This is a genomic window from Roseovarius sp. MMSF_3298 (assembly GCF_030733705.1).
Taxonomy (GTDB): Bacteria; Pseudomonadota; Alphaproteobacteria; order Rhodobacterales; family Rhodobacteraceae; genus Roseovarius; species Roseovarius confluentis.
In genome coordinates this window covers 80743-107734 of record NZ_JASHIN010000005.1, presented here as the reverse complement: position 1 = coordinate 107734, position 26992 = coordinate 80743, and the positions used below count along the sequence as shown (strand labels likewise).

General features: G+C 67.2%; 25 protein-coding genes. 13 read left to right on the top strand and 12 right to left on the bottom strand.

Annotated elements, in window-relative coordinates; translation table 11 throughout:
- Positions 1-7 precede the first annotated feature (7 nt).
- The 6 genes from RBB18_RS06790 to RBB18_RS06765 all read right to left on the bottom strand — a co-directional run bounded on the left by RBB18_RS06790 (position 8) and on the right by RBB18_RS06765 (position 4005).
- Entirely contained in the window at positions 8-202 is a 195-nt protein-coding gene (locus RBB18_RS06790; protein WP_103762271.1) for a DNA gyrase inhibitor YacG, read from the bottom strand.
- Entirely contained in the window at positions 199-1221 is a 1023-nt protein-coding gene (locus RBB18_RS06785; RefSeq protein ID WP_274592507.1) for a ribonuclease E/G, read from the bottom strand. The genes RBB18_RS06790 and RBB18_RS06785 overlap by 4 nt, the downstream gene beginning before the upstream one ends.
- Positions 1218-1805, bottom strand: a complete 588-nt coding sequence (locus RBB18_RS06780) for a nucleoside triphosphate pyrophosphatase (RefSeq protein WP_306112091.1) — start codon at positions 1803-1805, stop codon at positions 1218-1220. The genes RBB18_RS06785 and RBB18_RS06780 overlap by 4 nt, the downstream gene beginning before the upstream one ends.
- A gap of 14 nt (positions 1806-1819) precedes the next feature.
- Entirely contained in the window at positions 1820-2038 is a 219-nt protein-coding gene (gene infA, locus RBB18_RS06775) for a translation initiation factor IF-1 (RefSeq protein WP_005978431.1), read from the bottom strand.
- Positions 2039-2119: 81 nt separating this feature from the next.
- Positions 2120-3004 (bottom strand): carbon-nitrogen hydrolase family protein, encoded by an 885-nt coding sequence (locus RBB18_RS06770; RefSeq protein WP_306112090.1) that lies wholly within the window; start codon positions 3002-3004, stop codon positions 2120-2122.
- A gap of 77 nt (positions 3005-3081) precedes the next feature.
- Positions 3082-4005 carry a LysR family transcriptional regulator gene (locus RBB18_RS06765; protein ID WP_103762267.1) on the bottom strand — a complete coding sequence of 308 codons (924 nt, stop codon included), beginning with the start codon at positions 4003-4005 and terminating at the stop codon, positions 3082-3084.
- 101 nt (positions 4006-4106) lie between these two features.
- Between RBB18_RS06765 and metF the strand changes: the two genes are divergently transcribed.
- From metF to RBB18_RS06750, 3 genes are all read left to right on the top strand, one after another.
- Positions 4107-4973, top strand: a complete 867-nt coding sequence (gene metF, locus RBB18_RS06760; RefSeq protein ID WP_103762266.1) for a methylenetetrahydrofolate reductase [NAD(P)H] — start codon at positions 4107-4109, stop codon at positions 4971-4973.
- Positions 4974-5518: 545 nt separating this feature from the next.
- Positions 5519-6016, top strand: coding sequence for a PaaI family thioesterase (locus tag RBB18_RS06755; protein WP_274592510.1), 498 nt, complete (start codon positions 5519-5521; stop codon positions 6014-6016).
- A 144-nt stretch (positions 6017-6160) separates the two neighbouring features.
- Complete coding sequence (locus RBB18_RS06750; protein WP_306112089.1) at positions 6161-7210, top strand: phosphatase PAP2 family protein; 1050 nt, start codon at positions 6161-6163, stop codon at positions 7208-7210.
- A 74-nt stretch (positions 7211-7284) separates the two neighbouring features.
- Here RBB18_RS06750 and RBB18_RS06745 read toward each other — a convergent pair whose 3' ends face one another.
- The 3 genes from RBB18_RS06745 to RBB18_RS06735 all read right to left on the bottom strand — a co-directional run bounded on the left by RBB18_RS06745 (position 7285) and on the right by RBB18_RS06735 (position 11847).
- Complete coding sequence (locus RBB18_RS06745) at positions 7285-8361, bottom strand: DUF2235 domain-containing protein (RefSeq protein WP_103762263.1); 1077 nt, start codon at positions 8359-8361, stop codon at positions 7285-7287.
- Positions 8339-10633 carry a xanthine dehydrogenase family protein molybdopterin-binding subunit gene (locus RBB18_RS06740; protein ID WP_306112096.1) on the bottom strand — a complete coding sequence of 765 codons (2295 nt, stop codon included), beginning with the start codon at positions 10631-10633 and terminating at the stop codon, positions 8339-8341. The genes RBB18_RS06745 and RBB18_RS06740 overlap by 23 nt, the downstream gene beginning before the upstream one ends.
- An 83-nt stretch (positions 10634-10716) precedes the next feature.
- A complete protein-coding gene (locus RBB18_RS06735; RefSeq protein ID WP_306112088.1) occupies positions 10717-11847 on the bottom strand; it encodes a type III PLP-dependent enzyme in 1131 nt (376 codons plus the stop codon).
- Positions 11848-11957: 110 nt separating this feature from the next.
- On the opposite strand from RBB18_RS06735, the gene RBB18_RS06730 reads away from it, so the two are divergent.
- From RBB18_RS06730 to RBB18_RS06695, 8 genes are all read left to right on the top strand, one after another.
- Complete coding sequence (locus tag RBB18_RS06730; protein ID WP_103762261.1) at positions 11958-12392, top strand: Lrp/AsnC family transcriptional regulator; 435 nt, start codon at positions 11958-11960, stop codon at positions 12390-12392.
- 363 nt (positions 12393-12755) lie between these two features.
- Positions 12756-12968 (top strand): Flp family type IVb pilin, encoded by a 213-nt coding sequence (locus RBB18_RS06725; protein ID WP_103762260.1) that lies wholly within the window; start codon positions 12756-12758, stop codon positions 12966-12968.
- An 88-nt stretch (positions 12969-13056) separates the two neighbouring features.
- Positions 13057-14265 (top strand): hypothetical protein, encoded by a 1209-nt coding sequence (locus RBB18_RS06720; RefSeq protein ID WP_306112087.1) that lies wholly within the window; start codon positions 13057-13059, stop codon positions 14263-14265.
- Positions 14262-15926 (top strand): CpaF family protein, encoded by a 1665-nt coding sequence (locus RBB18_RS06715; RefSeq protein WP_306112086.1) that lies wholly within the window; start codon positions 14262-14264, stop codon positions 15924-15926. Before RBB18_RS06720 ends, RBB18_RS06715 begins: the two co-directional genes overlap by 4 nt.
- Positions 15927-15929: 3 nt before the next feature.
- Positions 15930-16871, top strand: a complete 942-nt coding sequence (locus tag RBB18_RS06710) for a type II secretion system F family protein (RefSeq protein WP_306112085.1) — start codon at positions 15930-15932, stop codon at positions 16869-16871.
- Complete coding sequence (locus RBB18_RS06705) at positions 16864-17841, top strand: type II secretion system F family protein (RefSeq protein WP_306112084.1); 978 nt, start codon at positions 16864-16866, stop codon at positions 17839-17841. The genes RBB18_RS06710 and RBB18_RS06705 overlap by 8 nt, the downstream gene beginning before the upstream one ends.
- A gap of 4 nt (positions 17842-17845) precedes the next feature.
- Positions 17846-18280 (top strand): TadE/TadG family type IV pilus assembly protein, encoded by a 435-nt coding sequence (locus tag RBB18_RS06700; RefSeq protein WP_306112083.1) that lies wholly within the window; start codon positions 17846-17848, stop codon positions 18278-18280.
- Positions 18267-20075 carry a TadG family pilus assembly protein gene (locus RBB18_RS06695; RefSeq protein ID WP_306112082.1) on the top strand — a complete coding sequence of 603 codons (1809 nt, stop codon included), beginning with the start codon at positions 18267-18269 and terminating at the stop codon, positions 20073-20075. The genes RBB18_RS06700 and RBB18_RS06695 overlap by 14 nt, the downstream gene beginning before the upstream one ends.
- A gap of 15 nt (positions 20076-20090) precedes the next feature.
- Here RBB18_RS06695 and RBB18_RS06690 read toward each other — a convergent pair whose 3' ends face one another.
- The 3 genes from RBB18_RS06690 to RBB18_RS06680 all read right to left on the bottom strand — a co-directional run bounded on the left by RBB18_RS06690 (position 20091) and on the right by RBB18_RS06680 (position 23016).
- On the bottom strand, positions 20091-20651 hold the full coding sequence (locus tag RBB18_RS06690; protein WP_103762253.1) for a helix-turn-helix transcriptional regulator: 561 nt from the start codon (positions 20649-20651) through the stop codon (positions 20091-20093).
- 170 nt (positions 20652-20821) lie between these two features.
- A complete protein-coding gene (dacB, locus tag RBB18_RS06685) occupies positions 20822-22324 on the bottom strand; it encodes a D-alanyl-D-alanine carboxypeptidase/D-alanyl-D-alanine-endopeptidase (protein WP_306112081.1) in 1503 nt (500 codons plus the stop codon).
- Positions 22325-22401: 77 nt separating this feature from the next.
- Positions 22402-23016, bottom strand: coding sequence for a nicotinate-nucleotide adenylyltransferase (locus RBB18_RS06680; protein ID WP_306112080.1), 615 nt, complete (start codon positions 23014-23016; stop codon positions 22402-22404).
- 180 nt (positions 23017-23196) lie between these two features.
- On the opposite strand from RBB18_RS06680, the gene RBB18_RS06675 reads away from it, so the two are divergent.
- Together RBB18_RS06675 and ettA are read left to right on the top strand one after the other, a co-directional pair.
- Entirely contained in the window at positions 23197-25050 is a 1854-nt protein-coding gene (locus tag RBB18_RS06675) for a bifunctional diguanylate cyclase/phosphodiesterase (protein ID WP_274592520.1), read from the top strand.
- An 80-nt stretch (positions 25051-25130) separates the two neighbouring features.
- A complete protein-coding gene (gene ettA, locus RBB18_RS06670; RefSeq protein ID WP_103762250.1) occupies positions 25131-26786 on the top strand; it encodes an energy-dependent translational throttle protein EttA in 1656 nt (551 codons plus the stop codon).
- The last annotated feature ends 206 nt before the right edge of the window (positions 26787-26992 follow it).

Genomic DNA, 26992 nt, shown 5'->3' with positions numbered 1-26992 from the left:
CCACTTTTCAGTGGGGTTTTCCCGAGCCCGCGTCCTGCGCCTCTTCCAGTGCGTCGGCGACCTCCTCTGCATCGTCCAACCGGCTGGAAGGTATGGCATAATCCCCGCGAAGCCACGCGCCTAGATCACGGTTGGCGCAGCGTTCGGAACAGAAGGGGCGGTATTTCTTCACCGTGTCTTCCCCGCAAATCGGGCAACTCATATCACACCTTTCGGCAGCGGCAGCCTGTCGCGCTTTCGTTGCAACTCATAGTGCCCAAGGGGCGTCCATCCCACAAGGGCCGTCTCCACCGTGTCGCGGCGGAACGCGGCGCGCAGGGCGGCCTCGAAGGTCTTGCGGTCCTTCTTCGGCATCGGCGCCAGGTCCAGCACCACCTGCCCGCCAAGCCCCCGCAGCCGCAAGGCCCGCGGCAAGGCCCGCGCGGCGGCCATGTTGGCTTTCACGCTTGCTGCCGGCGAGGTGTCGCCGCCCGCGTTCACATCCACCGCGACCAGCGCCCGTGTCGGCTCGACATAAATGCTGGCGCCGCCCGGCAGGTCCTCGCGCGGAGAGCCCAGCGTCTCGACCGCATCCAACACCCCGTGATGCGCGAACGCCTGCCCGTCCTCGTCCCAGATCTCCGGCTCCGGCCAGTCGCGCCAGGCCAACTCGTGCGGCCCTGGCCCCTCGACCAGTTTCTCCGGCTTGCCGCTCGCGTCGGCCATGACCGCGCGGGCCAACTCGGCCATGCGCGCCACGTCCTCGGCCACGGCGTCCTCGTCCGCGCTCTCGCAGGCCGAGCGCAGGATCAGGCCGTTGTCGTCGCCCGCCATCACGTCCTTGCCGATCAGCATCAGCCGGTCCTGCAGGTCGTCGTCCTTGATCGCCCGCGACACGTTGATCCCCGGCGCGCCGGGCGTCACGATCGCAAAGCGGCTCTTGAACAGCACCTTGGCCGTGACCGGGATCGCCTTGCCCGGCTCGGCATAGCCCGTCACCTGCACCAGAACCGTGCCCCCAGCACTCATCCCCTTGACCTGGCGCAGGAACCCATTGCCGTCAGGCGTGCGCACGAAGAGCCCACCCTGCCCCTTCACCGGCCGCTCGATCACGGCGCGATAAATCGTGCCCGGGCGCGGCTGGTCGGTGTCCACCAGCAGGTCGGACAGCACGCCATCCTCCATCAGCGCCGCCGCCTCGAATGCGCCCAGCTGGCCCAGCGCCACCACGCGTCCCTTCATGTTTTCCCTTTCCAGACCGGATACCCGGCCGCCAGAAGCAGCCCCGCCGTTTCCTTCAACGGCAAGCCCACAACGGCCGTGAAAGACCCCTGGATCCACGGAATGAACGCGCCCGCAGGTCCTTGGATGCCATAGCCCCCGGCCTTGCCCTGCCAGTCGCCGCTGGCCAGGTAGAACCCGATCTCGTCGTCATCCAGCCGCTTCATCTTGACGTCACTGACCACGTCACGCTCCCAGATGCGGTCACCGCGGCGCACCGCCACCGCCGTGACCACCTTGTGCCGCCGCCCCGACATCTTGCGCAGGAACGCCTCGGCCTCGCCTGCATCCCCGGGCTTTCCCAGGATGCGCCGGCCCAGCGCCACGGTCGTATCGGCAGAGAGGACGATATCGTCGGTCCCGGCCTCGACGGCCAAGGCCTTTTCCCGCGCCATGCGCACGCAATAGGGGCGCGGCAGTTCGGCCTTTCCAGGGGTCTCGTCGATATCCGGCGGGCGCACGTCATCGGCCACGACACCGATCTGCGCCAGCAGATCCCGGCGTCGCGGGCTACCGGACCCAAGGATGAGCTTGGGGCTGCGCAAACCTGCGGTTCGCGCTATTTGAAGCGGTAGTTGATCCGACCCTTGGTCAGATCGTAAGGTGTCATTTCCACCTGAACTTTGTCGCCTGCCAGAACGCGGATGCGGTTCTTGCGCATCTTGCCTGCCGTGTGGGCGATGATCTCATGGCCGTTCTCTAGCTCGACCCGAAATGTCGCATTCGGCAGGAGTTCCTTCACGACACCTGGAAATTCGAGCGTATCTTCCTTGGCCATGGTCTCTCCTTGGTTTCCGCCCTGCCGGTTGCAGGACAGGCGTTTAAATGGCCCTATTCCCCAAGGTTTTCAAGTCAAATATCATTGCAGCCGTTCAACTGTGGGCGCGCCGTCACGGCCCGCCTGCTCGGCCCAGTGGGTGCGGTTCAGTACCCCGCCATCCGCCCGCACCTGCGCGATTTTTTCCAGATCGACCTGCGCCACGGTCCATCCCGGCGCGTCCAGCACGCCCTCGGCCAGCACGCCCGTGGGCGGGAATCCCTTGTCGGGCGGGCCGAATACGCCGCCCGCGCCGGTGTTCACGTCGCAGACCTCGCACCAGTCGGCAGGCCCCACCAGCGACGACATGGCGCTCACGCATTGCTGCTCCAGCGCGCGGGCCATGGCCCCGATCCGCACCCGCCAGTACCCGGCCAGCGTCTCGGTGCAGGACGGCACCAGCAGGATATCAACATCCTGCAACGCACGCCCCAAAAGCGGAAATTCGCAATCATAACAAATGAGTACGCCCACCCGCCCCAGCGCGGTGTCGAACGCCTTCAGAGGCCCGCCGCCCACGCACGCCATGGGCTCGCGTTCCCAGCGGGTCATGATCTGCTTGTCGACCACGCCCTTGCCCCCGCCGGGGCCAAAGAACGCCGCCCGGTTCACCGGACGCGGGCCCAGCGCATCGTCAAAGACCGGCGCCGAGCCGCCAAGGATATGCACGCCGTACTGCACCGCCAGCCTGGAATGCAGCGCGTCGGCCTCGGGCATCCGGTCCGACACCGCCCGCAGTGACGGCTCCAGGTCCGTCGCCACCTCGCGCCCGGCCAGCATCGCCAGCTCCATCGCGGCATATTCGGGGAACATCAGCAAATCGGCGCCCTGCCCGGCGGCCTCGGCCACCCAGGCCTCGATCTTGTCGGCATAGGCCTGCCAGCTGTCCAGCTCGTCCATCGGATAGGCCGCACTCGCAATCTTCATCGCACTTCACTCTCCAGATCGGATTCGGCGCCACCCTACCGGCCCCGGCCCCGCGCCGCATCACCGGAATCGCGCGCTCACTCCGCGACCGTCTCCACCGGCCTTTGCATCCGCAGCGGAATCTCCCGCGCCAGACGAAGAAGATGCGCCATGTAGGGCTTGTCCGCCTCGTCCTCGCGGATCGCCGCGTACAGCCGCTTGGTCAGACCATCCTTCGTGACCGGCCGCGTGACGTATTCCGAACTCGTCCGCTGTTCCCGCAACACCCAGTCGGGCAGCACCGCAACGCCGCGGTTCGACGCCACCAGCAACAGGATCACAGCCGTCAGCTCGATCTGCCGCACCGCGCGCGGCTCGACCTTGGCGGGGGTCAGCAACTCGGTGAAGATATCCAGCCGCGAACGGTCCACCGGGTAGGTGATCAGCGTCTCGTCCCGGAAATCGTCCGCCTCGACGAAATCCTTGGCCGCCAGCACATGCTGGCTGGAGGCCACGAACAGCGGCTCGTAGTCGAACAGCGGCTGAAAGATCACGCCATCGAGGTCCTCGGGGTCCGACGACACCACAAGGTCGACCTCTTCCTTCTGCAACGCCGGCAGCGCGTCGAACGCGAGGCCCGGTCGGATGTCGATATCCACCTCCGCCCAGGTCTGCCGGAATCGCTCCAGCACCGGGAACAGCCATTCGAAACAGGCGTGGCATTCGATGGCGATATGCATCCGCCCCGCGCTTCCCTGCCGCAATCCGCTGAATTCCGCCTCCAGCGCCTCGACCTCGGGCAGCACTTTCTCGGCTACGCGCAACAGGCGCAGGCCCGCCGCCGACAGCTTCAAGGGCTTCGAGCGCCGCACGAACAGCTCGACCCCCGCCTGATCCTCCAACCCCTTGATCTGGTGGGACAAAGCGGACTGCGTGATGTGCAACAGCTCTGCCGCGCGGGCCAGCCCGCCGGCCTGGTGAATGGCCCGGATCGTGCGCAGATGACGAAAGTCGATATGCATGAATATTAGCCAGCCTCATTCAAACCATGAATTTTATGAAGTTGTCTCACATACGCGCACCTGCGACAAGAGACCCAACAACAGATTGCAGGATATCCGTCATGAGCACCCCCACCGTTTCCTTTGAATTCTTCCCGCCGAAATCGCTGGAGGCCTCGTTCCGCCTCTGGGACACCGTCCAGTCACTGGCGCCGCTGGACCCCACCTTCGTCTCCGTGACCTACGGTGCCGGCGGCACCACCCGCGAACTCACGCGCGATGCCGTGGCCACGCTGCACAAGTCCAGCGGCCTCAACGTCGCCGCGCACCTCACCTGCGTCGAGGCAACGCGCGAGGAGACCCTCGCCATCGCCCAGGACTTTGCCGATGCCGGCGTGAACGAGATCGTCGCCCTGCGCGGCGACCCGCCCAAGGGGTCGGACGGCTTCACGCCCCATCCCGACGGCTTTGCCGACAGCTGCGAACTCATCTCGGCGCTGGCCGACATGAACCGCTTCAAGATCCGCGTCGGCGCCTATCCCGAGGTGCACCCCGAGGCGGCGGATGCCCAGGCCAATATCGACTACCTGAAACGCAAGATCGACGCCGGCGCGTCCGAGGCGATCACGCAGTTCTTCTTCGACACCGAAGCGTTCTTCCGCTTCCGCGATGCCTGTGTCGCTGCGGGCATCGACGCGCCCATCACCCCCGGCATCCTGCCGATCGAGAACTGGGCCGGCACCAAGCGCTTCGCCGCCGCCTGCGGCACCAAGATCCCCGCATGGCTCGACGAGGCGTTCACCAAGGCCGCCCGCGACGACCGCGAGACGCTGCTGGCCACGGCGCAGGCCACCGAGCTGTGCAGCGAGCTGATCGACGGCGGGGCCGAGCACCTGCATTTCTACACGCTCAACCGCCCCGAACTGACCCGCGACGTCTGTCACGCGCTCGGCATCACGCCCAAGGTCGCGCTGCGCGACGTCGCCTGATACACCCCCGATCCCTGTGACCTCCCCATTCTTGGGGCAGTCGCAATAGCCTGACCCCGCCTTCCCTGGAAGGCGGGGCTTTTTCGTGCACACCTGTCAGGCACGCAGGTAATGCGGCGCGTGCTTGACCCGTGCTCGAACGTCAGGATCGAGCCCAAGGTGAGACAAGTGTGATCTATAGCTTCGAGGGCCATTGACGGGCCGCGGCGCGGCGATCCGACGGTCGTTCGGCAGCGTTTTATCCAAGCCAAATCCGAAACAGAATTCAGCGATGCACCGAACTTCACCCAATCGCCGGGCCGTGGGGGCGGCCCGTCAATGGCGCGGGGCCTGCGGCCTGATTCCGCGCTCGGGCCTTAGATCAAATGCCTTTCATGTCCGCACAGCCGACCTTTGCCAGGCTGCGCGACAAGCACCGCAAACCTTCTGCGCATCAAAATGCGGACCCTCCATCACAGCCACGACCTGCGAAAGCCGTGATGCTTTCATGCCCCGCCGCCGGGGGCGGGCTTGTCCACGCCCGGTGCCGGGATTAGCGTGCCGCCATGACAGACACACCCAGCCCCTTCACCGCCACATCGCTCGAGCAGATGCCCGACATGGACGCGCTCTTGTCCCGCTCGGGCCTCGACTTCATGCGCGACATGATCGCGGGCCGCCTGACCGCCCCGCCCATCGGCGCCACGCTCGGCTTCACCGCCCTCTCCGCCGATAAGGGCCGCGTGGTGTTCGAAGGCACCCCCGGTTTCGGCGCCCTCAACCCGATGCGCGGCGTGCATGGCGGCTGGTACGGCGCGATCCTCGACTCCTGCATGGCCTGCGCGGTGATGACCCTGCTGGACAAGGGCCAAGTCTACACGACACTTGAATACAAGGTGAACCTCACCCGCGCCCTGCCCATGGGGATGGCCGCGGTGGCCACCGGCACCACCCAGCACGGCGGCCGCCGCACCGCCACCGCGGTCGGTGAACTGCGCGGCAAGAACGATGGCAAGCTCTATGCCACCGGGAGCACCACCTGCCTGATCATGGACGCCGCGTGATCCGGCGGCCTTCCTTCAGCGCACGCTCGTGACCCTTCACCGACGCTTTCACCCGGCCCGCCGTCAAATCGGCAAAATCTAGCCAAACACACGCCCTGTTGCGCAGCTACACGCTTTTTCAAGATCTGGCGTGGAGGCCGCTCAATGACGACGATTGTAAATGTTGCTGCGCGAGGCGACCTTTTCCTCCGCGCCATCAGCACGCACCGCGTCCTGATCTCACTGTCGCTTTTTCACGTGATGTCGGCGCTCGGTGTCAGCCTGCTTCTCGGGGTTCCCTTTCGCGCCAGCGCGGTGCCGATCCTAATGCTGCTCTTCAAGGTACTTGTGCCGGTCTTCATGATCCTGATCATGTTTGCGCATTTCTTCCACCTCGCCATCTGGGTCCGCCCCCCGAACCCTGCACGACGGTTTCTCGCAGATGCGCGCGACACGCTGCTCGATCCGGAACGCCTGGTGGCGGGCGGTGCAGCCCTTCTGTCGATCTCCGTGTTCTGCGGCAGCTTTACCTTTCTCAAGGAAACCATTCCCGTGATGAATCCGTTCTCATGGGACCCGCTTTTTGCCGGATTGGACCGTGCCCTGCATGGCGGATACGATCCTTATGTTCTGGTGATGCAGGTGTTCGGCACGCCCTTTCTGACGACCGTCCTGAACGCGGCCTACCATTTCTGGTTCTTTCTTCTCTACTTCATCGTTTTCATGTGCTGCTTCTGGAAAGGCCAGCCGGCCCTGCGTCATACCTTCCTGATCGCCTACGTCCTGACCTGGACCATCGGCGGCAACGTCATGGCGACGGTCTTTTCGTCTGTCGGCCCGGTTTATTATGACTTTTTCGGGTTCGGCGCAGATTTCAAGCCGCTTGTCGGCACACTTCACCAGTTTGCCGAAACCAGCCCTGTCTGGGCGCTCGATGTGCACCAGATGCTGCTGGACGCCTATCGGGACGGTCGCGGCATCAGCGGTATTTCCGCCATGCCCAGCATGCACGTTGCGACGGCGGTCCTGATGGCCGTTTTCGGGTTTGGCCTGAACCGATGGGTAGGCTGGGCTCTGACCGCCTTCGCCGTGGTCACCATGATCGGGTCCGTGCATCTCGCCTGGCATTATGCAATCGACGGCTACGTCGGCGCCGCGGTCGCCGTCGCATGCTGGTGGCTGGCCCGAAAGCTGGCGCGTCACGAGGCGTATTAGCCGCCGCCTGACACCTCGCGCCAAATCTTTTCAGAAAAGATTTGCCAAAACTTTTTCAAAAGTTTTGCCCCCGCCTACGTCACCGCCTGTGCATCCGGGGCATCCGGTGCGGCGCGGCCCTGCACGCTCTCATGCAGCCGCTCGGACGGATCCTGCCCCACCACCCGGGCCTTGCGAAACAGGAATATCTTCCCCCAGCCCCGCCACTTGCCGACCGACGGCGCCTGCGCATCCGTCGGATACCGCGCCTGCCACCCCTCGGGCAGGGTCAGCCCATGCGCCTCCGCCCGTTCCAGCATCCAGACCAGCGGGATATTCGACAACGGCCGTGCCGCGTGAAACCCGTCCAGCTGCCCGCCCACATCGCCATGAGTGCCGCGGAACCAGACCTGCTCCACCCGGCCCTCGCCCGCGGCACGCCCCGGTCCGGTTTCCCACATCACGGGCGTATAGACCCGCCGCGTCTCGTCCAGCGCCAGCGCGTGATAGCCGTGCCGGATATGCGGCCCCAGCGCATGGCTGTGAAAGGCGTTCTTCGGCGTCAGCAGCCGCCAGATCAGCGGACCGGTCCAGTCCAGCGCCTTCACCGTATCCCAGACCCCGACCATCTCGATCTGCGAGGTCTCGTGGCACAGTTCCCGGGTAAAGGCCGCCGCAGCCGTACTCCTGGCCTCGTCGCGGTAATGGCGATAGGCCGTCCTCACCTGCCGCTCGGTCGCGTGTTCCGCCCGCAACAGCCCGATCCGGTCGATCACCCCGGCCAGCGACCGCACGGCATAGGCCCCGCGCGAGAACCCGAACAGGAAAATCCGGTCGCCGGGCCGATAGCGTGACGCGAGATAGCCATAGGCCCGGCGGATCTGCCGGTTGATGCCCCGCCCCAGCATCACGTCGCCGGTCCGCCGCCAGTCCGGCCACTGCACCCCCGGTTCGTAATACAGCGACAGCGCCGCCCCCACCTCCTCGTTCAACAGCTTGAAGGTCAGGCCCGCATTGCTCTCCAGCCCGGGATCGAGCGAGGACATGGTGCCGTCCAGGATGATCACATGCGTCACCGCCCCGCGCGGACCATGCTTGATCCGCGCCCGCTCGCCACGGGTCAGGCCAACCAGCCGCCGGACAGCCCGGCTAACGCGTTTCGTCCAGCTCATCACGGTTCAACATCATCCAGACGCGGTGCGGGGTAAAGGGCATGTCGGCCCGGCGCACGCCCCGGCCCTGCAGCGCATCGAACACCGCGTTCGCCGTGGCGGCCATCGCCCCCACGGTCCCGGCCTCGCCGCAGCCTTTCATGCCCATCACGTTGGTGGTCGACGGCACCGGCTCGGTGTCGAAACCGATCATCGGCATGCTGTCCGCCCGCGGCATCGCGTAATCCATGAAGCTCGCCGTCAGCAATTGCCCGTCCGCGTCATAGACCACCCGTTCGCACAGCGCCTGCCCGATGCCCTGCACCACGCCGCCATGGATCTGGCCTTCCACCAGCATCGGGTTGATGAGGTTCCCGAAATCGTCGACCACCGTGTAGCGCGCGACCGTGACCGCGCCGGTCTCGGGATCGACCTCCACCTCGCAGACATGCGCGCCATTGGGAAAGGACCGCGCCTCCAGTTCCGCGCGTTTCTTGTGGCTCATCAAATCGTCGCGCCCGTCCGCCCGCGCCCACGCGGCGGCCTCCAGCAGCGTCGGCGTCTGGTTCGATCCCCGTGCGCGGAACGTTTCGTGGTCGAACTCCACCGCGTCGGCATCGACGCCCATCTTCTCGGCCAGGTAGGGCCGGAACGCGTCAACCATCGCGTCCACCGTCACCAGCGTCACGTTGTTCTGCACCGTCACCGAGCGTGACCCGCCCGTGCCGCCGCCCTGCGCGATCCGGTCGGTGTCGCCGGCCACGATCTCGATGTGCTCCACCGGCACCCCGGTCTGGTCGCTCAGGAATTGCGCATAGACGCTCTCATGCCCCTGCCCGTTCGAGATCGTGCCCACGTAAAGCCGCACGCCCTCTTCGGTAAACTCGATCTGCGCGCCCTCCGCCGGGTCGCCCAGGATGCTCTCGATATAGAAACACAAGCCCATCCCACGCAGCCTGCCCCGCGCCTCGCTTGCCGCACGGCGCGCCGCGAACCCGTCGCGGTCCGCGTGCCGCGCGACGCTGTCCAGCACCCGCGCGAAATCGCCCACATCATAGGTCTCGCCAAAGGCGGTGGTATAGGGAAACTGCCCGGGACGGATGAAATTCCGCCGGTGCAGCTCCCACACATCCACGCCCAATTCCCGCGCCGCGTGGTCCATCAGCCGCTCCAGCGCATAGATCGCCTCGGGCCGCCCGGCCCCGCGATAGGCATCGACCGGCGTGGTGTTGGTGTAAAACCCCTCAACATGCAGGTAAGCGGCGCGGATATCAAAAACCCCCATCATCACCTTGGCGAACAGGTTGGTCTGGATGTTCTGCGCCAGCGGGCTGTTATAGGCGCCCAGGTTCATCCTGGTATCCACGCGGTAGCCCGTGATCCGCAGATCGTCATCGAACCCCATCACAAGGTCATGCTCCAGGTCCCGCGCGCCCGTGTCCGACAGCATCCCCTCGGTCCGGTCCGCCACCCAGGCCACGGGCGCCTCCAGCATCCGCGCGGCCTGTCCCACCAGCAGGGTCTCGGGATAATCCGGCGCCTTGGTGCCGAAGCCACCGCCCACATCCGGGATCGTGACCCGGATATCGTCCTCCGCCATCTTCAGGATCCGTGCCGCATGTGCCTTGGTGTTCCAGACGTTCTGCCCGCCATAGGCGATGTGCAGACGGCCCTTTTCCATCTGCGCCAATACGCTGCGGGTTTCCATCGGGTTCGAGATCACCCGGTTGTCTTCCAGCGGCATCCGCACCACATGCGCCGACCCGACCAGCGCCGCCTCCACCGCGTCCGCGTCGCCCATGCCGAAATCGAACGCCCGGTTTTCCGGCGCCGCGTCATGCAGCGCCTGACCGCCCGGCGCCCGCTCCAGGTGCACCGGCAGGCTGTCATAATCGACTTCGATCAACTCCGCCGCATCCCGCGCCGCGTCCAGGCTTTCGGCGACCACCAGTGCGATCGCCTCTCCGACAAAGCGCACGCGCCCTTCGGCCAGCAAGGGCCGCTTCGGTGCCGACCCCATGCTGCCGTCCCGGTTTTCCACCAAAAGCGCCGGCATCCCTTCGGTGATCCCCGCCTGCGCCAGGTCGTCCGCCGTCAGCACAAGGCGCACGCCGTCCGCTTCCCGCGCGGCCTGCGCATCCACCGATATTTGCGCATGCTCCTCGACCGACCGCAACAGATAGGCCCGCAAGCACTCCTCCGGCCACAAATCGGACGTGTACCGCCCGGCCCCGGTCAGAAACCGCCGGTCCTCGATCCGGCTCACGGGTTGAGAGCGGCCGAACTTGGCCATGCGCTGCTCGGTCATGTGGGGACACCTCTGCGCGGGAAATCTACCGCGACCCTAACGCCCGACGGCGCGGTGTCCACCCCCGATCAGATCAGGCGCGCCACCGTCACCGGCCCCTCGGGTCCGTAGCCGTTGAACCGCGTCGCCAGCGCCCGCGAATAGGCCCCCATCCCCTCGAACAGAACGTAATCGCCTTCGGCCACGTCTCCCGGCAAGGCCAGCGGATCGGGCAGCCGGTCCAGGCTGTCGCAGGTCGGCCCGAACACCACCCGCGCCACCGGGGCGCCCCCGCGCGGCCGCCCGTTCGGGCTGACAACCCGCACCCGCGTCAGCGCGTCGATGTCCCGCGCCTCGGCCAGCGCGCCGTAAATGCCGTCGTTCAGGAAAAGGCTTCCGTCCGGTCGCACCGCCTTCACGCGTGCGGCCAGCGTGAACGCCTCGGCCACCATCGCCCGCCCCGGCTCGCAGACCAGGCGGGGCGGCACCTCGAATACCGAGGCGGTCACCTCTGCCACATGATCAAAAATCGCCTCCAGGTCCGGCGCCACGCCCGAACGATGCGCGGCAAATCCGCCACCCACGTTCAATCGTTCCAAAGTCACACCGGCGGCCCGCGCCACCTCCGCACTGGCCCGCACATACGCGCCCCACGCACCGGGATCGGCGCATTGCGTGCCCGGATGAAAGCAGAGGCCGGGGCGAAACCCCATATAGGCCACCTTGCGCAGCAGCCCCGCCGCGGCGTCAGGCCCCGCCCCGAACTTCGCGCCGAAATCATAGGCGGCACCCTTGACCGGCAACGCCAGCCGCACCGTCACCTCCATGTCGCGCGGCAGGCCCGCCAGCTTGTCCAGCTCCGACGCGCAATCCACCGAAGCAGACGCCACGCCCATCTTCGCGGCCATCTCGACCTCGGCCGCCGATCGCACCGGGTTGTTGTAATGCAGCACCGCATCCGGCGCCGCCTTTCGCACCGCCCGCATCTCCGCCGGGCTGGCCACGTCGAAGGCCGGCACACCGGCCGCGGCCAGGTTCGCCAGCACTTCCTCGCCCGGGTTGGCCTTGACCGCATAGGTCACCAGCCCGTCAAAGCCGGTCAGGAACCGCCGCGCGGTGGCCTGCAGGACCTCGGGACTGAAATAAAGCACCGGCGCATCGGGTTTCTGGCGCGTCAGATGCGCCACGGGCGTGTCCCACGGGGATGTCTGATGTTGCATCGCTCTGCCTCTCGGGTCGTCTTTTCCATAGTGTGCCGCGAAACGTGGTGATTTTGTCAGGTCAGATTGCACTTTATGCAGTATAATTTCGGCACAACGCCGAGGGAATCATGCAAACAGACGAACTTGACGAGGCCCTGATCGCCCTCCTGCAGGAAAACGCCCGCATTCCTGTCGCCACCATCGCCCGCCGGCTGGGCCTTGCACGCACCACGGTACAGGCGCGGCTCGACCGGCTGGAAACCTCCGGCATCATCCTGGGCTATACCCTGCGCCTCAACGCCGCGCGCCGCGCCCCGCTGCGGGCGACCGCGCTGGTGCAGATCGAGGCCCGCAGCCAGCCCACCGTGCTCTCGCGCCTGCAATCCCTGCCCGGCGTGCGCCGCGTCCACACCACGTCCGGGCGCTTCGACCTCATCGTCACGCTCGAGGCCGAAACCACCGAGGAGCTCGACGAGACACTCGACCGCATCGGCGACGCCAAGGGCGTGCGCGGCTCGGAATCGCTCATTCACCTCGCGACCAAGCTCGACCGCAGCCGCTAGGCCATCCCCCGTCCCGGGCCTGACCCGGGACCTGCCGCGAGAGTCGAATCACCGCCGCGAACCGCCCCTGTTTGCGGTCCGGCGCGGCACTATCCCGCTTGACGCAGCGCCCCGTCCCGCGTCGCCGCATCCTACCCCCGGACGCCGGATCACCCGCTCGCGCGCTCCGCCACAAAGCGGCCACATTGCGTCCCGAAACCCGTACGACCTTGGTCGGACGACCTTCCGACGATGGGGTCGTAAAGCCGCCCACCGACCGAGGGAGGATTTCGCATTGCCCCGGCAGGCGTCAGTGTCGGGGCACACCGGGGTCGTTGCGGCCCGCATCCACAAACCTGTTCAAAACCACGGAAAGACACGATCATGACCATCGCACGTAAATCCATCAAGACCATCGCCCGCACCTTCGCCCGTGACGAGGATGGCGCCACAGCCATCGAATACGGCCTCTTCGCCGCACTCGTGGGCGCCGTGATCGTCGGTACCGTCGCCACGCTCGGCACCAACACCAACACCGGCTTCGAAACGATGAACACCGAGCTTGAAAAAGCCCAAGGTACGAGTGGCGGCACCTGAGCCGCGCGACGGAGCGGCCAGATCCCGGTCGGCCGCTCCACGCACCCGATCCACCTTCCCAACCCCACCGCTACCCGGAGACCGCCCCATGCCTTTCGATACCCAAGACGGCGTCGCCCCCGCGCTTCAGGCCTATGTCTGCACCGATACCGGGGCTGCCACGGCCCGCGCCGTCCTGGCCGAGAGCGGCCAGATGGCCAAGGCGATCCATGGCGGCGGGCTCAGCGGGGCGGCGCGCCTCCTGACCGGCGCCTCGCCGGTGAAATGCATCCTGGCCGAGATGGGCCAGATCAGCTTGCCCATGGCCATTGAATGCGTCGAGGAACTGGCCCGCGCCGGTATCGGCGTGATCGTGCTGGGTACTGTCGACGACATCGCCACCTACCGCGCCCTGCGCCAGGCCGGCGCCCGCGACTATTTCTGCCTCCCGGCAAACGCATCGGACATCCTCGCCGCCACCAACGCCCCCACGCCCGGCCCCGTCGCCGCACCGGCGACGCCGTCGCCCGAAGCGTCCCGGGGCCTCACCATCGGCGTTCTCGGCTGCAAGGGCGGCACCGGGGCCAGCCTTCTGGCCCTCAATCTCGCCGCCCACGCCGCCGCCCCCAAGGGTGCCGCGCGCAATACCGCGCTGGTGGATGCCGATCTGGAATTCGGCAGCCAGGCCATCGACCTCGACCGGGACGAAACCCGCGGTCTGTTCGACGCCCTGCGCGCGCCCGACCGCGTCGACACCACCTTCATCGGCGCGACCATGGACCAGGTAAGCGACACGCTCTCACTCTATTCCGGCCAGGTGCGCGGCGACCAGGCCGCCGCCGCCTACGAGCCCGGCATCGCCGCCCTCCTGCCCCGCCTGCGCGAGGCGTTCGACACCGTCATCGTCGACCTGCCGCGCGGCCTTGCCCTGCGCCAGCCCGACGTGATCGGCACGCTTGACCGGCTGGTGCTGGTGCTGCCCGCGGGCTTTGCCGGGGTCAACGCCGCCAGCCGCCTCTCGGCCCGGATCCGGGCTGACAATCCCGACCTGCCGATCCTCGCCGTGCTGTCGGACACCCGCAAGGACGCGGGTCTGCGCCCCAAGGACATCGCCAGGACGCTTCAGATGCCGCTCACCGCGACGCTGCCCTGCTGCGCCCCGGCGCTGGCCCGCGCGCACAAGGCCGCCAAGCCGCTCGTCACGCTGCAACCGCGCGCGCCCTGGTCCCGCGCCGTGCGCACCGTCTTCGAGGCCGCCATGCAACCGGCGAGCGCCGCCACGGCCCTGCGCAAACCCCGCAAGAGACTGTTCGGATGAAACACGAGGTTATCGAGCATCACAATCGGGCCGCGCTCGACCGGGTGCTGCACATCGCACGCCACATCGACGCCAACGGGCTGTCGGTCGAGGAAAAGGTGAACACGGCGCTGACCTTCGTGGTCGAGGCCGCCGGGACGCCGATCCCCCTCTCCCACCAACGCGCCCTGTTGGCACAGGCCGTGGCCGAACTGGGCGGCGACGCGCCCTCGCGCACCGCACCTGCGACGCAGCCCACCGCAGTGCCACGGGCCTCGGCCCACGCCCCGGCCGACACTCCTGCCAATGCCGAGGCCCACGCCCCGGCACCGCCCCGCGCGTCCGATACCGCACCGCGCCCCGCGCCCGAGCCGAAACTTCCCGCGCTGGTCGAGTCCGTCAACGCCGCCGCGGCCTCCGCCTCCGACATCTCCGCCATGGCCGGCGAAATGATCCAGGCGCTCTCCGACGTGCTCGACTTCACCGAGGTGGCCGGCCTGCCCCGCCCCGAGCAGGAAAGCCGCATCCACGACGCGATCCACGGCCTGTCCGAACAGCGCAAGATGCACCTCAACGGCCGCGAGGTCGCCGACCTCGTCCAGGCCGTGCTGGCCGACATGCTGGGCCTCGGCCCGCTGGAACGCCTGCTGGCGGATGAAACCGTGACCGACATCATGGTCAACGGCCCCGACCGGGTCTATGCCGAACGCCGCGGCAAGCTGGAACTGACCGCCACGCGCTTTCGCGACAACGCCCATGTCCACGCCGTGGCCTCCCGCATGGTCGCCGCCGTCGGCCGCCGCATCGACGAGGCGCAGCCGATGGTCGATGCCCGCCTCAAGGACGGCAGCCGCGTCAACGTCGCCATTCCGCCGCTCGCCATCGACGGCCCCACCATCACCATCCGCAAGTTCCCCGCCGACCCGATGAAGATGGAAACCCTCGTGGCAAACGGCAGCCTGTCGGAACAGATGGCGGGCTTTCTCGGACTTGCCGCCTACCTGCGGCTCAACGTGCTGGTCTCGGGCGGCACCGGCTCGGGCAAGACCACGCTGATGAACGCGCTGTCGGCCTTCATCCCCGCCACCGAACGGCTGGTCACCATCGAGGATGCCGCCGAACTGCGCTTCCAGCAACCGCATGTCGTCCGGTTCGAGACGCGCCCGCCCAATGTCGAGGGCAAGGGCGAGGTCACCATGCGCACGCTGGTGCGCAACGCGCTGCGGATGCGCCCCGACCGCATCATCATCGGCGAGATCCGCGGCGACGAGGTGCTGGACCTGCTACAGGCCATGAACACCGGCCATGACGGCTCGATGAGCACGCTCCACGCCAACTCCCCGCGCGAGGCGATGACGCGGATCGAAAGCATGGCCGCACTGGCGGGCTTCGACATGGCCTCCGGTGTCGTCCGCCGGCAACTGGCCGATGCCGTGCAACTGGTGATCCAGATCTCCCGGATGCGCGACGGCACCCGCCGCATCACTTCGATATCCGAGGTCGCGGGGCTGGAGGGCGATGTCGTCACCCTCCAGGATCTCTTCACCTTCGAGACCGACCCCGACAGCACCCGCAACGAAGTGCGCGGCACCTACCGCTATTCCGGCTATCGCCCCAAATTCGCCGGCCGCGCCGCCGATTACGGTGTCAGCGCCGACCTCGACGCCGTGCTGAGAGGATAACCCATGAGCCTGTTCCTGATCGTCCTCACCGCTAGCATCGTCACCTTCACCGCCCTCGTGCTCTGCGCGCTGGTCCATGCCGACCGCACCCGCCGCCGTCACCAGGCCCGGATGCAGCGGGGCCTCGCCGGCCCCGCCCCCGCGGCGTCCAAAAAGCCGCGCCGGGCCAATCGTGACGCGCCCGACATCACCGGCCTCACCCCCCGGATCGAGGCGCTTCTGGCCCAGACCGGCCTGCGGCTGACGCCCACCGATATCTGCATCCAGATCGCCATCGCCGCGCTGGCAATTTACGGCCTCGCGGTGCTTTACGCCGGGCTCAACCCGCTCATCGCGCTGGTGCTCGCCGTGGTCCTGCCGGTCCTGCTTGCGCTGGTCGTGCTGCGCTACGCCCGCGCCCGCTACCAGGCCGCCTTCACCGAAGGGCTGCCCGATGCGCTCGACATCTTCGCCCGCGGCCTGCGTGCCGGACGGCCCATCGCGGATTCCCTGCGCATCGTGGTCGAGACCACCACCGGCCCCGTTCAGGCCGAATTTGCCCGCACCCATGGCGAGATCTGCCTCGGCACGTCCCTTCAGGACAGCCTCGCGGCGCTCTACCAGCGCCTGCGCACAGCCGAGCTTGGCTTTTTCGCCGTGGCCACCGCCCTTCAGGCCGATTCCGGCGGCAACCTTGTCGAGACGCTGGAAAACCTCGCCGAACAGCTGCGCGAACGCCGCAAGCTGCGCAAGAAGGCACGGGCCCTGTCATCCGAGGCCCGCGCCAGCGCCATGATCCTCGCGGCCCTGCCCTTTTGCATCGCGCTCGCGCTCTTCGTGCTGAACGGCGCCTATCTCCAGCCGCTCTTCACCGATCCGCGCGGCCAGGTGATGGCGGCCGGCGCGCTGACCAGCGTGGCACTCGGGGTCTTCGTGATGGCCCGGATGGGGCGCGCGGATGTCTGAGTCCACGGTAGATATCCTGTCCTGGATGGCCTTCGCAGGGCTGATTCTGGTGGCCTTCGGCCTTGGCGCTCTGGTCGATACCGAACGCCGCCGCGCCGTCCTGATGCTGCGCCTGCGCCGCGCGAACGGCGAGGCCCTTGCCCCCCGCAGCGCCGCGCCGGGGAAGGCCCGCCGGTCCGGCGCGCTGGCCGGGATTTGCTCGGCGCTGCGCCGGGTGGTCCTGCGCATGGGCGAACGCCTGTCGGCGATTCTCGGCGGCGAGGCACGCGACACCGCCGCCGACCTGCGCTCGGCCGGCTACCAGGGCCGCGACGCGCTTCTGATCTACGCTTTCCTGAAAACGGTCCTGCCCGTCGGTGCCTTCCTGTCCGGTGGTGTCTGGGTGGTGACCGTCTATCCCATCGGCATGCCTGCGCTCATCCCCTCGGCCATTGTCCTGGCCGTGGCGCTCGGCATGTCGATGGGCGTCGACATGGTGGTCGATTCCCGCCGCCGCGCCCGCATGGGCCAAATCCGCCGCAGCTTTCCCGACCTGCTGGAACTGCTGGTGATCGCGTCCGAGGCGGGCCAAGGCCCGCAGCAGGCGCTGCACCGCGTCTCCCGCGAACTGCAATGCAGCGCCCCCGAGCTTGCCGCAGAGACCCGCCAACTGGTGGCCGAAATCGCCATGACCAATGACCGCCGCACCGCCTATGACAAGCTGCGCGCGCGCGTGCCGCTGCCCGAGATCGCGATCTTCACCCAGGCGCTGGACCAGTCCGACACCTACGGCACACCTTTCGCCCGCGCCATGCGCAACCTCGTGTCGGAACAGCGGGCCAACCGCCTGATCGCGATGGAGGAAAAGGCCGCCCGCCTGCCCGTCCTGATGACCATCCCGCTGATCTTCTGCATCATGCCGGCGGTCTTCGTGGTGCTGGTCGGGCCCGCCGGGCTTTCGATCTTCGACAACATCCTTGCGGGGCGCTGAGATCATGACCACGCATTCCCTGACCATCGCCGCCCGCCGCTTCGCCCGCGACACCACCGGCGCCGTCGCGATCGAGTTCGTGCTCATCGCACCGATCCTCTTCGCGCTGATCCTCGGCATCATCACCCTTGGCTTCTACATGGGCGTCAGCCATTCCGTGCACCAGCTGGCCGCCGGGGCCGCCCGCGCCTCGGTCGCGGGCCTCGACGAGACCGAGCGGCGCGATATCGCCACCGCGTATCTGGCCGAGGGCGCCACCCGCTATCCCCTGCTGACGGACGACGCGCTCTCCACCTCGCTCGCCTATTCCGGCGCGGCGATGGGCAGCATCACCGTCAACGTCACCTATGCCGCCCAAGGCACATTGCTCGACGTGGCCAACGGCTTTCTCGGCCTCGGGATCGACACCATCAAGGGGCGGGCCTATGTCGCTTACTGACCGCATTGCCCGCTTCCGGCGCGACGAGTCCGGCGTCGTCGCCATCATCGTGTCGCTGATGCTGACCGTGCTCTTCGGCTTCGTGGCGCTCGGCGTCGACGTCGCCGCGCTCTACCGCGACCGCGCCCGGCTTCAGGCCGCCAGCGACCTCGGCGCGATGAGCGCCGTCGCCGACGCCTCCGCCGCGCAAGACCGCGCCATCGACGCCATAACCAAAAATGACCGCGCCGCCTCCACGCTCACCGAGCTGCAAACCGGGCGCTACTTCCGCAACCCCGCCATTCCCCGGACCGAGCGGTTCATGCCGCTCGACGACGACACAGACGTCGTGAACGCCGCCCAGGTCACGCTCAGCGACGCGTCGCCGCTCCATTTCGCCCAGATCTTCAGCGGCACGCCCTCCGTCGACCTCAGCCGCACCGCCATGGCCACCCGGACCGGCGCGGCCAGCTTTTCACTGAACAGCCATCTGGCCGATCTCGACCCCGCCGCGCTCGATGCCGTGCTGACGGCGGAATACGGCGTCGGCGCCGCGATCGGGGTGGGTGATCTCGCCCTTCTGGCCGACGCGCGGGTCAATCTCGGCACCCTGTTGGATACCCTCGACGGGCTCACCGGCGGCCCCTCCCGCAACCCGGCGGAGGTGCTGAACCGCGTCACCACCGCCGACACCCTGCTCGACGCGTTGGCCGCCGAATTGCCGCCCGCCCTCGCCGGCAGCCTCACCGGGCTGGCCAGCGCCGCCGCGGGCCAACAGATCGACGTGGCCGCGGTCATCGGCGGCATCGACACCCGCCTTGGTCTCACCGCCACCGATTTCCTGATCGAAATCGACGTCACGGCCCTCGATATCGTCAAGGCCGTGGTTGCCAGCGAAGATATAAACGCCGCCTCTCTGGATCTGGACCTCGACGGCGCCGGCATCGTCGGCGTCGACGCGCAACTGACCGCCGGTGAGCCGCCCGCGCAATCGGGCTGGGTCGCCCTGGGCGAGGAAGGCGTGCAACTGCACCGCGCCGCCGCGCGCCTTGGCCTCGATATCGACGCCGATCCCGGCCTGCTGACCGGGCTGGCCGCCGAGGTCACCGCCACCGATCTGCATGTACCGCTTTACGTGGAACTCGCCGGCGCCACCGCCACGCTGGACGAAATCAGCTGTAGCGCCTCGCGCCCGTCCGACCCTGCCGCGTCCTTCCTGGTGTCACATACGCCCTTGCACCCGGAAAACGGCACCGCTGTCGCCGCGCTCTACCTCGGCACCCTGCCCGCAGGCACCAGCGCCACCGCGCCCGTTGATCCCGCGAGCCTCGGCTTTGCCGATCTTCTGACCGTGCGCATCGCCATCCCGGTGCCGTTGCTGCCCGACCTGGTGCTGCCCGACCTGGTGCTGGCCGACCTGGTGCTGGCCGACCTCGTGGTCCAGGCCCGCAGCCACGTCGCCGTCGGCAGATCGAACACCGACCGCATCACATTCACCCATGGCGACGTGGCTAGCGGCGACACCGTGCGCAGCTTCGGCTCGGAACTCTTGGTGACCAACGCCGTCAGCACGCTCCTGTCGTCCGAGACCACGGAAATCCGGATCAAGCCCGATCAGCAGGGCCTTGTCACCGGCCTCGCGGCCCCGGTCGTCAACACCCTGCTCGCCAACCTTCCGGCCCAGCTTCTGGCCGCGCTCACCACGCCGGTCGATGGCGTGGTGGACAGCGTGTTGGCGAGTGTGGGGCTAGAGCTCGGATCGGGCGAGCTGACCCTGACCGGGCATCACTGCGAACTCATCCGGTTGGTCCAGTAATGCCGGGCGGCGGTATCAGGCCGCGTGCTGCTTGCGGCGCCCGACCAGCGGCAGGGCATCCTTGGTGCTGATCTTCGCGGCGGGCTCTTCGGCCTCGCGCGCCATCGACACCACCTCGTCGGTGACGAAGGCAATCAGCTGGTAGCGCGATTCAAGGCCCGATTTCTGATAGATCCGGCCCAACTGCGATTTCACCGTGGTGATCGCGCTGCCGCGCATGTCCGCGATCTCACCGTTGGAAAATCCCTTGGCCACGAAAATCGCCACGTCCGCCTCGGCCTGCGACAGCCCCCAGTCCGGCGCGTGGCGCAAGATGACGGTTTCCTTGGCGACGGGCTCGCTCATCCCCGGGGCCAGCTTTTCACGGCGCTTCTGCACCACGTGCCGGGTCAGCTGCGTGCAGGCGACATAGGCCACCACCGCGGTCAGCGCAAAGAACAGCGCGAAAAGCCCCGACAACACCACCAGGCTCGGCGCGCCCGAGACGCCCCCAAAGGCGAAATGAACGACCAGCAAGGTCTTGAGGGCCGCAATGACGGTGACGAGGACAGATCCGAATACCCAGATACGTTGCATTAATCGCTACTCCTGTTCGCGCTGATTTCCGGCGCCAACGTTGCCTCGAATTAAGGCAAATTTGAGGTAACTGTTTCTGGAATATCGACAATTTTAGGGATTTTTTCACGCATCAGACCTGCGCCCCGCCGTCACCACAACCGTCGAGCGTCACGGCCCAAGGATCAGGCTCAGCCCGCGTACATCACGCTCCAGCGTTCGATCAACCCCTGCTGAAGCTGCTTGGCCCTCCGGTTCCAACTGGACGCGCCCGGCGGGCGCACGTCCGACCGGCTGTCGATCGGCTCGCGCAGCTTGGCGTTATGGGTGAAGACCGCAAAGGCCAGCTCGGTGCCGTCCGGCGCCGTCGCATATCCCGCCAGCGTGCTGACGAAATACAGCGTCCCGGTTTTTGACGCGACCTTGACGGGATGGTCCCGCATGATGCCGCCCTGGCTGTCGCGCATCAGAAACGGCTTCAGGATCGGCTTCAGCCGCCCGTCTCCGTGCACCCGCGCCAGCGCCCGCGCCATGCCCAGCGGCGTCACCCGCGACATCTCGCCCAGGCCCGAATGATCGACCAGTTTGGCCCCCGTCATGCCCAGTGTCTCCTGTGCCCAGGCACTCATCTCGGCGCCCGAGGCCGCCAGGTCCGCGGGCTGGCCCAGCCGCGCGGCACTGGTCGTCAGCCCGACCAGCTCGGCGGTCAGGTTGTTGGAATACTTCAACATCTCCTTCAGGATCGGCACCAGCGGCTCGCTCAGGTGACTGACCAGCACCTTGCCTTCGGGCGTGCCCTCGAACACCTCACCCGCACTCAGCGTCACGCCCTGCGCCTGCGCCAGCGCGGTGAACACCTCGGCGGCATAATCCCCCGGCCGCCGCACCGGCAGCCAGCGCGACCCGCCATTGCCCAGCGCGCCCGACGCCACGGTCCACGCATCGTGGTCGCCCGCGTCCTCGTAGGTATAGACCGGCCCCTTGCGGTTCGCGACGCGCATCCGCGCCACCCGCACCGACGGGCGATAGCGGTCCGACCGCGCGTCCATCGCCACGGTGTAATCCCCGCCCGACCGCTTCCACTCGAAATGCACCCGGTTGAAATTCAGGTTCAGCCCCGACAGCGACGGGTTATAGCCCACGTGCAGGGGCTGCTCGTCGTCGATGAACCGGGTAAAGGGCAGCGCCCCGGCCCAGGCCCGCAGCTTGCCGGTCACCCGGGTCACCCCGGCCTTCTTCAGCCGCGCGGCCATGTCGGCCAGGCCATTCGTGTCAAGCACCGGGTCGCCGCCGCCCGCCAGCACCAGGTCGCCGTCCAGCACCCCGTCCTTGACCGGCCCGGTCGCGATCAGCCGCGTCTCGAACCGGTATCCCTCGCCCAGCGTCTCCAGCGCGTAAAGCGCGGTAATCGCCTTCATCACGCTCGCGGGCGGCATACCGTCGCCTGCTCCAACGCCTTCCAGCGGCTTGCCGGACTTCACGTCGATGACCGCGAACCCCACGTCCCCGCCCAGCTTGGCACGCTCGATCAGCGCGTCGACGCTCGGAACCGAGCGAATGCGCGCCGCCTCGGCGCCGCCTTCGGGGCGCAGCTGCGGGCGCAGCGACACCTTGGGCGCATCGGCCATCGCGCCACCCGCCAGGCTGGCCAGCGCCGTCGTCAACAGGAACCGTCGGGAAATGTTCGTACGCATGGGTCCAATTAACCCAAGCGCGGCAGGTCACACAATCCGCAATTCGCCCCTGTCGGCACCATGTCGCGGGCGTGCGATCAACTTTCCGAAAGATCGCCCCAGTCACCCCGTGCCCGCAGCGCCGTCGACGACAGCGCGCTCATCGGGACATTGACGAAACACCACGCCGGCGGGGCGGCCATGCGCAGCGCCCGCGACTGCCGCGCCGGGATGCGCACCGTGCGATAAATCCGCGCCGGCTTCGACATCCGCGCCGAAATGCGCTGCCCGGGCCGGGCCAGCACGCCGATCGGCACGGTATCCATGATCTGCCGCCAGTCCTGCCAATGCTCGAACTGCGCCAGGTTGTCGGCGCCCATCAGCCAGACGAAATGCACATGCGGCCGCATCTTTTGCAGCACCGCCAGCGTCTCGGCGGTATAGCGCGTGCCGACCTGCGCCTCGAAATCGCTGACGTGGATGCGCGGATGATCCACCAGCGCCCGGCACGCCGCCATCCGCCGCTCCAAGGGCTGCGGCCCCCGCGCCTTCAGCGGGTTGCCGGGGCTCACCAGCCACCACACCCGATCGAGGCCAAAGCGCCGCAGTGCCTCGCGGCTGATATGCACATGCCCCGCATGGGGCGGGTCGAACGATCCCCCCAAAAGCCCGATCACCATGCCGGGCCGCGTCATCGGCAAGCGCAAACGCATGTCCTCTCCCTTCGCGTCGCCCCTGAAATCGCCGGGATGTGGCGGGATGTCCAGCCTTTTCGCCACGCGCCCCTGCACCGGGATTCGACGCAATTTTAGGGATTTAGCCTTTGAAGTCGCACGGAATGTTAAGCGCCGCGTGGCAAGACGGCTCTCGGTGAGTACCGCAAGAGTATGGGCGTGGCAGAGCAGAGCAACATACCGCACCCGCATCCCGCCGATGCGGCGCAGGGTCCGTCAGCGGACAGGGCTGGCCCGTCGCGCCCTGTGGACGACCTGTCTTGCTGCCCTCAGTTCCTGAACCGGACCCAGGACGCCATCATCGTCCAGGATATCGAAGGTCACGTCGAATGGATGAACCCCGCCGCCGAGGCGATGTTCGCCACCTCTCTCGACCGCGTGCGCGGGATCAAGGTCATGGCCCATGTCCTGCCCGACGGCGCCCGCGTCGACTCCGCCAAGGTGGCCGCCTTCCGCTATGACATCCACAGCGCCATCTTCGACCGCGACCACCTCGCCCGGCACAAGCGCGCGACTGGTGAAACCTTCTGGAACCTGCACAGCTTCACGCTGCTGGCCACGCCCACGGGGCACAAGATCGCCGTCACCTGCCGCGACGTGACCGGCACGGTCGAGACCGAGCAGGACCTGCGCCGCGCCATGGCCCGCCTGCAACACGTCGCACATCACGATGACCTCACGGGGCTGGCCAACCGCAAGCGGCTGTCGCAATACCTCGCCTCCGACATCGTGGCCCGCGCCCTGGCCGAGCGGCGCGTCGGCGTGCTGCATCTCGACCTCGACAAGTTCAAGGAAATCAACGACACGCTGGGCCACGCCGCCGGCGACGCCGCACTCCTGCACGTGGCCGACCTCTTGCGCCGCTTCTGCGGCCCGCAGGACCTCGCCTGCCGCATTGGCGGTGACGAATTCCTGCTGGTCTGCCTCGGCATGGCGACCGAGGAGGCGCTGCTGACCCGTGCCGAACTGCTGCTCGGCGCCACCGACGACCCGTTGATGTGGAAAAACCAGGCAATCCGCGTGGGCCTCTCGATCGGCGCCTGCCTGGCACAGAACAACAAGGAAAACGGCGAAACCCTCATCCATCACGCCGACCAGGCACTCTACGAGGCCAAGACCCGCGGCCGCAGCCGCGTCCAGCTTTACACCCCCGCCCTGGGGCAGGTTCAGATCGCGCAGAACCGGATGGCCCGCGAACTGCGCCTCGCCACCACGGAAAAGCAGCTGACCGTGCACCTGCAACCCCAGCTTGACCTGACGCGCGGGCGCATCACCGGGTGCGAGACGCTTCTGCGCTGGAACCATCCCCGCCTTGGCCAGCTGCCCCCCGGCGCGTTCTTCGAGACCGCCCGCCGCGCCGGCGTACTCGCCGATCTCGACTACCAGTCGATGCACCTGTCGCTCGACGCGCTCAAGCGCCTGCACGAGGCCGGCTTCGAGGATCTGACCCTCTCCCTCAACGTCTCCGCCGAGGCGCTCACGGATGTGAACTACGCAGGCCTGCTGGACTGGGCGCTGCAATCACGCGGGCTCAAGCCCGCGCAGATCTGCGTCGAGATCACCGAGACCACGATCCTCCAGGGCGGCGGCCGCACCATCGCCACCGCCGTCGACCGGCTCAAACGCATGGGCGCCCGCGTGGCGCTCGACGATTTCGGCACAGGCTATGCGGGCCTTGCCCATATCTCGGAAATCGAGGTGGACGAGATCAAGCTCGACTGCTCGCTCACCGCCAACATCGCCACCGATCCGCGCAACCGCGCCATCGTCCGCTCGATCATCGAGCTGTGCCGCAAGCTGGGCACCCATGTCACCGCCGAAGGGGTCGAAACCGCCGAGCAGCTGCGCCTCCTGCGCGTCGCGCGCTGCCCCGCGATCCAGGGCTTCGTGCTGGCCCATCCCCAGCCCTGCGACGACATGATCGCCTGGCTTTCCGCCAACCTGCCCCTGCCCGCGGATTTCGACAAGGGCCCGGACACCCCCCGCGTCACCCGTCTGCACCCGCGCGCCTGACGCGTTATCCCGTTTGAATTCGCCGCCCGGCGCGGTTACATGGGCCTCAACGTATCCCCTTTACGAAAAGAGCACGGACCATGGCAGCCTACCAATACGTCTACCACATGCAGGGCGTCTCCAAGACCTACCCCGGCGGCAAGAAATGCTTCGAGAACATCCATCTCAGCTTCCTTCCCGGCGTGAAGATCGGCGTCGTCGGCGTGAACGGCGCCGGTAAATCCACCCTGATGAAGATCATGGCCGGCCTCGACACCGATTTCACCGGCGAGGCGTGGTCCGCCGAGGGCGCCAAGGTCGGCTACTTGCCGCAGGAACCCCAACTCGACGAAAGCCTCACCGTGCGCGAAAACGTCATGCTCGGCGTCGCCGCCCACAAGGCCAAGCTCGAACGCTTCAACGAACTGGCGATGAACTACTCGGACGAAACCGCCGACGAGATGGCCGCCCTCCAGGACGAGATCGACAGCAACAACCTGTGGGATCTCGACAGCCAGGTCGACGTTTCGATGGAGGCGCTGCGCTGCCCCCCCGACGACGCCGACGTGAGCACACTCTCGGGCGGCGAAAAGCGCCGTGTCGCGCTCTGCAAGCTGCTGCTCGAGGCGCCCGACATGCTGCTCCTCGACGAGCCCACCAACCACCTCGACGCGGAAACCATCGCCTGGCTGCAACAGCACCTCATCGACTACAAGGGCACGATCCTGATCGTCACCCACGACCGCTATTTCCTCGACGACATCACCGGCTGGATTCTCGAGTTGGACCGCGGCCGCGGCATCCCCTACGAGGGCAACTATTCCGCGTGGCTGGAACAAAAGGCCAAGCGGTTGGAGCAGGAAAAGCGCGAGGACAAGTCCAAGCAGAAGACCCTCGAACGCGAACTGGAATGGATGCGCCAGGGCCAGAAGGCCCGCCAATCCAAGCAGAAGGCCCGGATCGAACGCTATAACGAGCTGGCCAACCAGTCCGAGCGTGAAAAGGTCTCCCGCGCCCAGATCGTCATCCCCAACGGCCCCCGCCTTGGCGGCAAGGTGATCGAGGTCGAGGGCCTGCAAAAGGCCATGGGCGACAAGCTTCTGATCGAGGACCTGACCTTCTCGCTGCCCCCCGGCGGCATCGTCGGCGTGATCGGCCCCAACGGCGCCGGTAAATCCACGCTGTTCAAGATGTTCACCGGGCAGGAGCAGCCGGACAAGGGCGAGCTGTCCTACGGCGACACGGTCGAACTCTCTTATGTCGACCAGTCCCGCGACGACCTCAAGGACAACGACACCGTGTGGGAGGCCATCACCGGCGGCGCCGAAATCATCCAACTGGGCGACGCGCAAGTGAACTCCCGCGCCTACTGCTCGTCCTTCAACTTCAAGGGCGGCGACCAGCAAAAGAAAGTCTCGCTCCTGTCAGGCGGCGAACGCAACCGCGTCCACATGGCCCGGCTCCTGAAAGAAGGCGGCAACGTCCTCCTGCTCGACGAACCGACCAACGACCTCGACGTCGAAACCCTCCGCGCCCTGGAAGACGCGCTGGTCGACTTCGCCGGCTGCGCCGTGGTCATCTCCCACGACCGCTTCTTCCTCGACCGCATCTGCACCCACATCCTGGCCTTCGAAGGCGAGGCCCATGTCGAATGGTTCGAAGGCAACTTCGAGGATTACGAGGAAGATAAGAAGAGACGTTTGGGGCCAGACGCGCTAGAACCGAAGAGGATCAAGCATAAGAAGTTCGCGAGGTGACTTTTGGCCTCTGGCCAAATGTCACCAGTGGGCGAAAGCGTTTCCGCAGGAAATGCGTGCCCACCCCATCGATCTGCCGGGAACTGACCTGCTCCCTCGCCGTCCCGGGCTCGACCCGGGACCTCCGGACCCCAAGATCCTCGGATCAAACCCGAGGATGACGTAGGGTGGGTGAAAACCCACGCATTCTACCCGAGATTCAAACG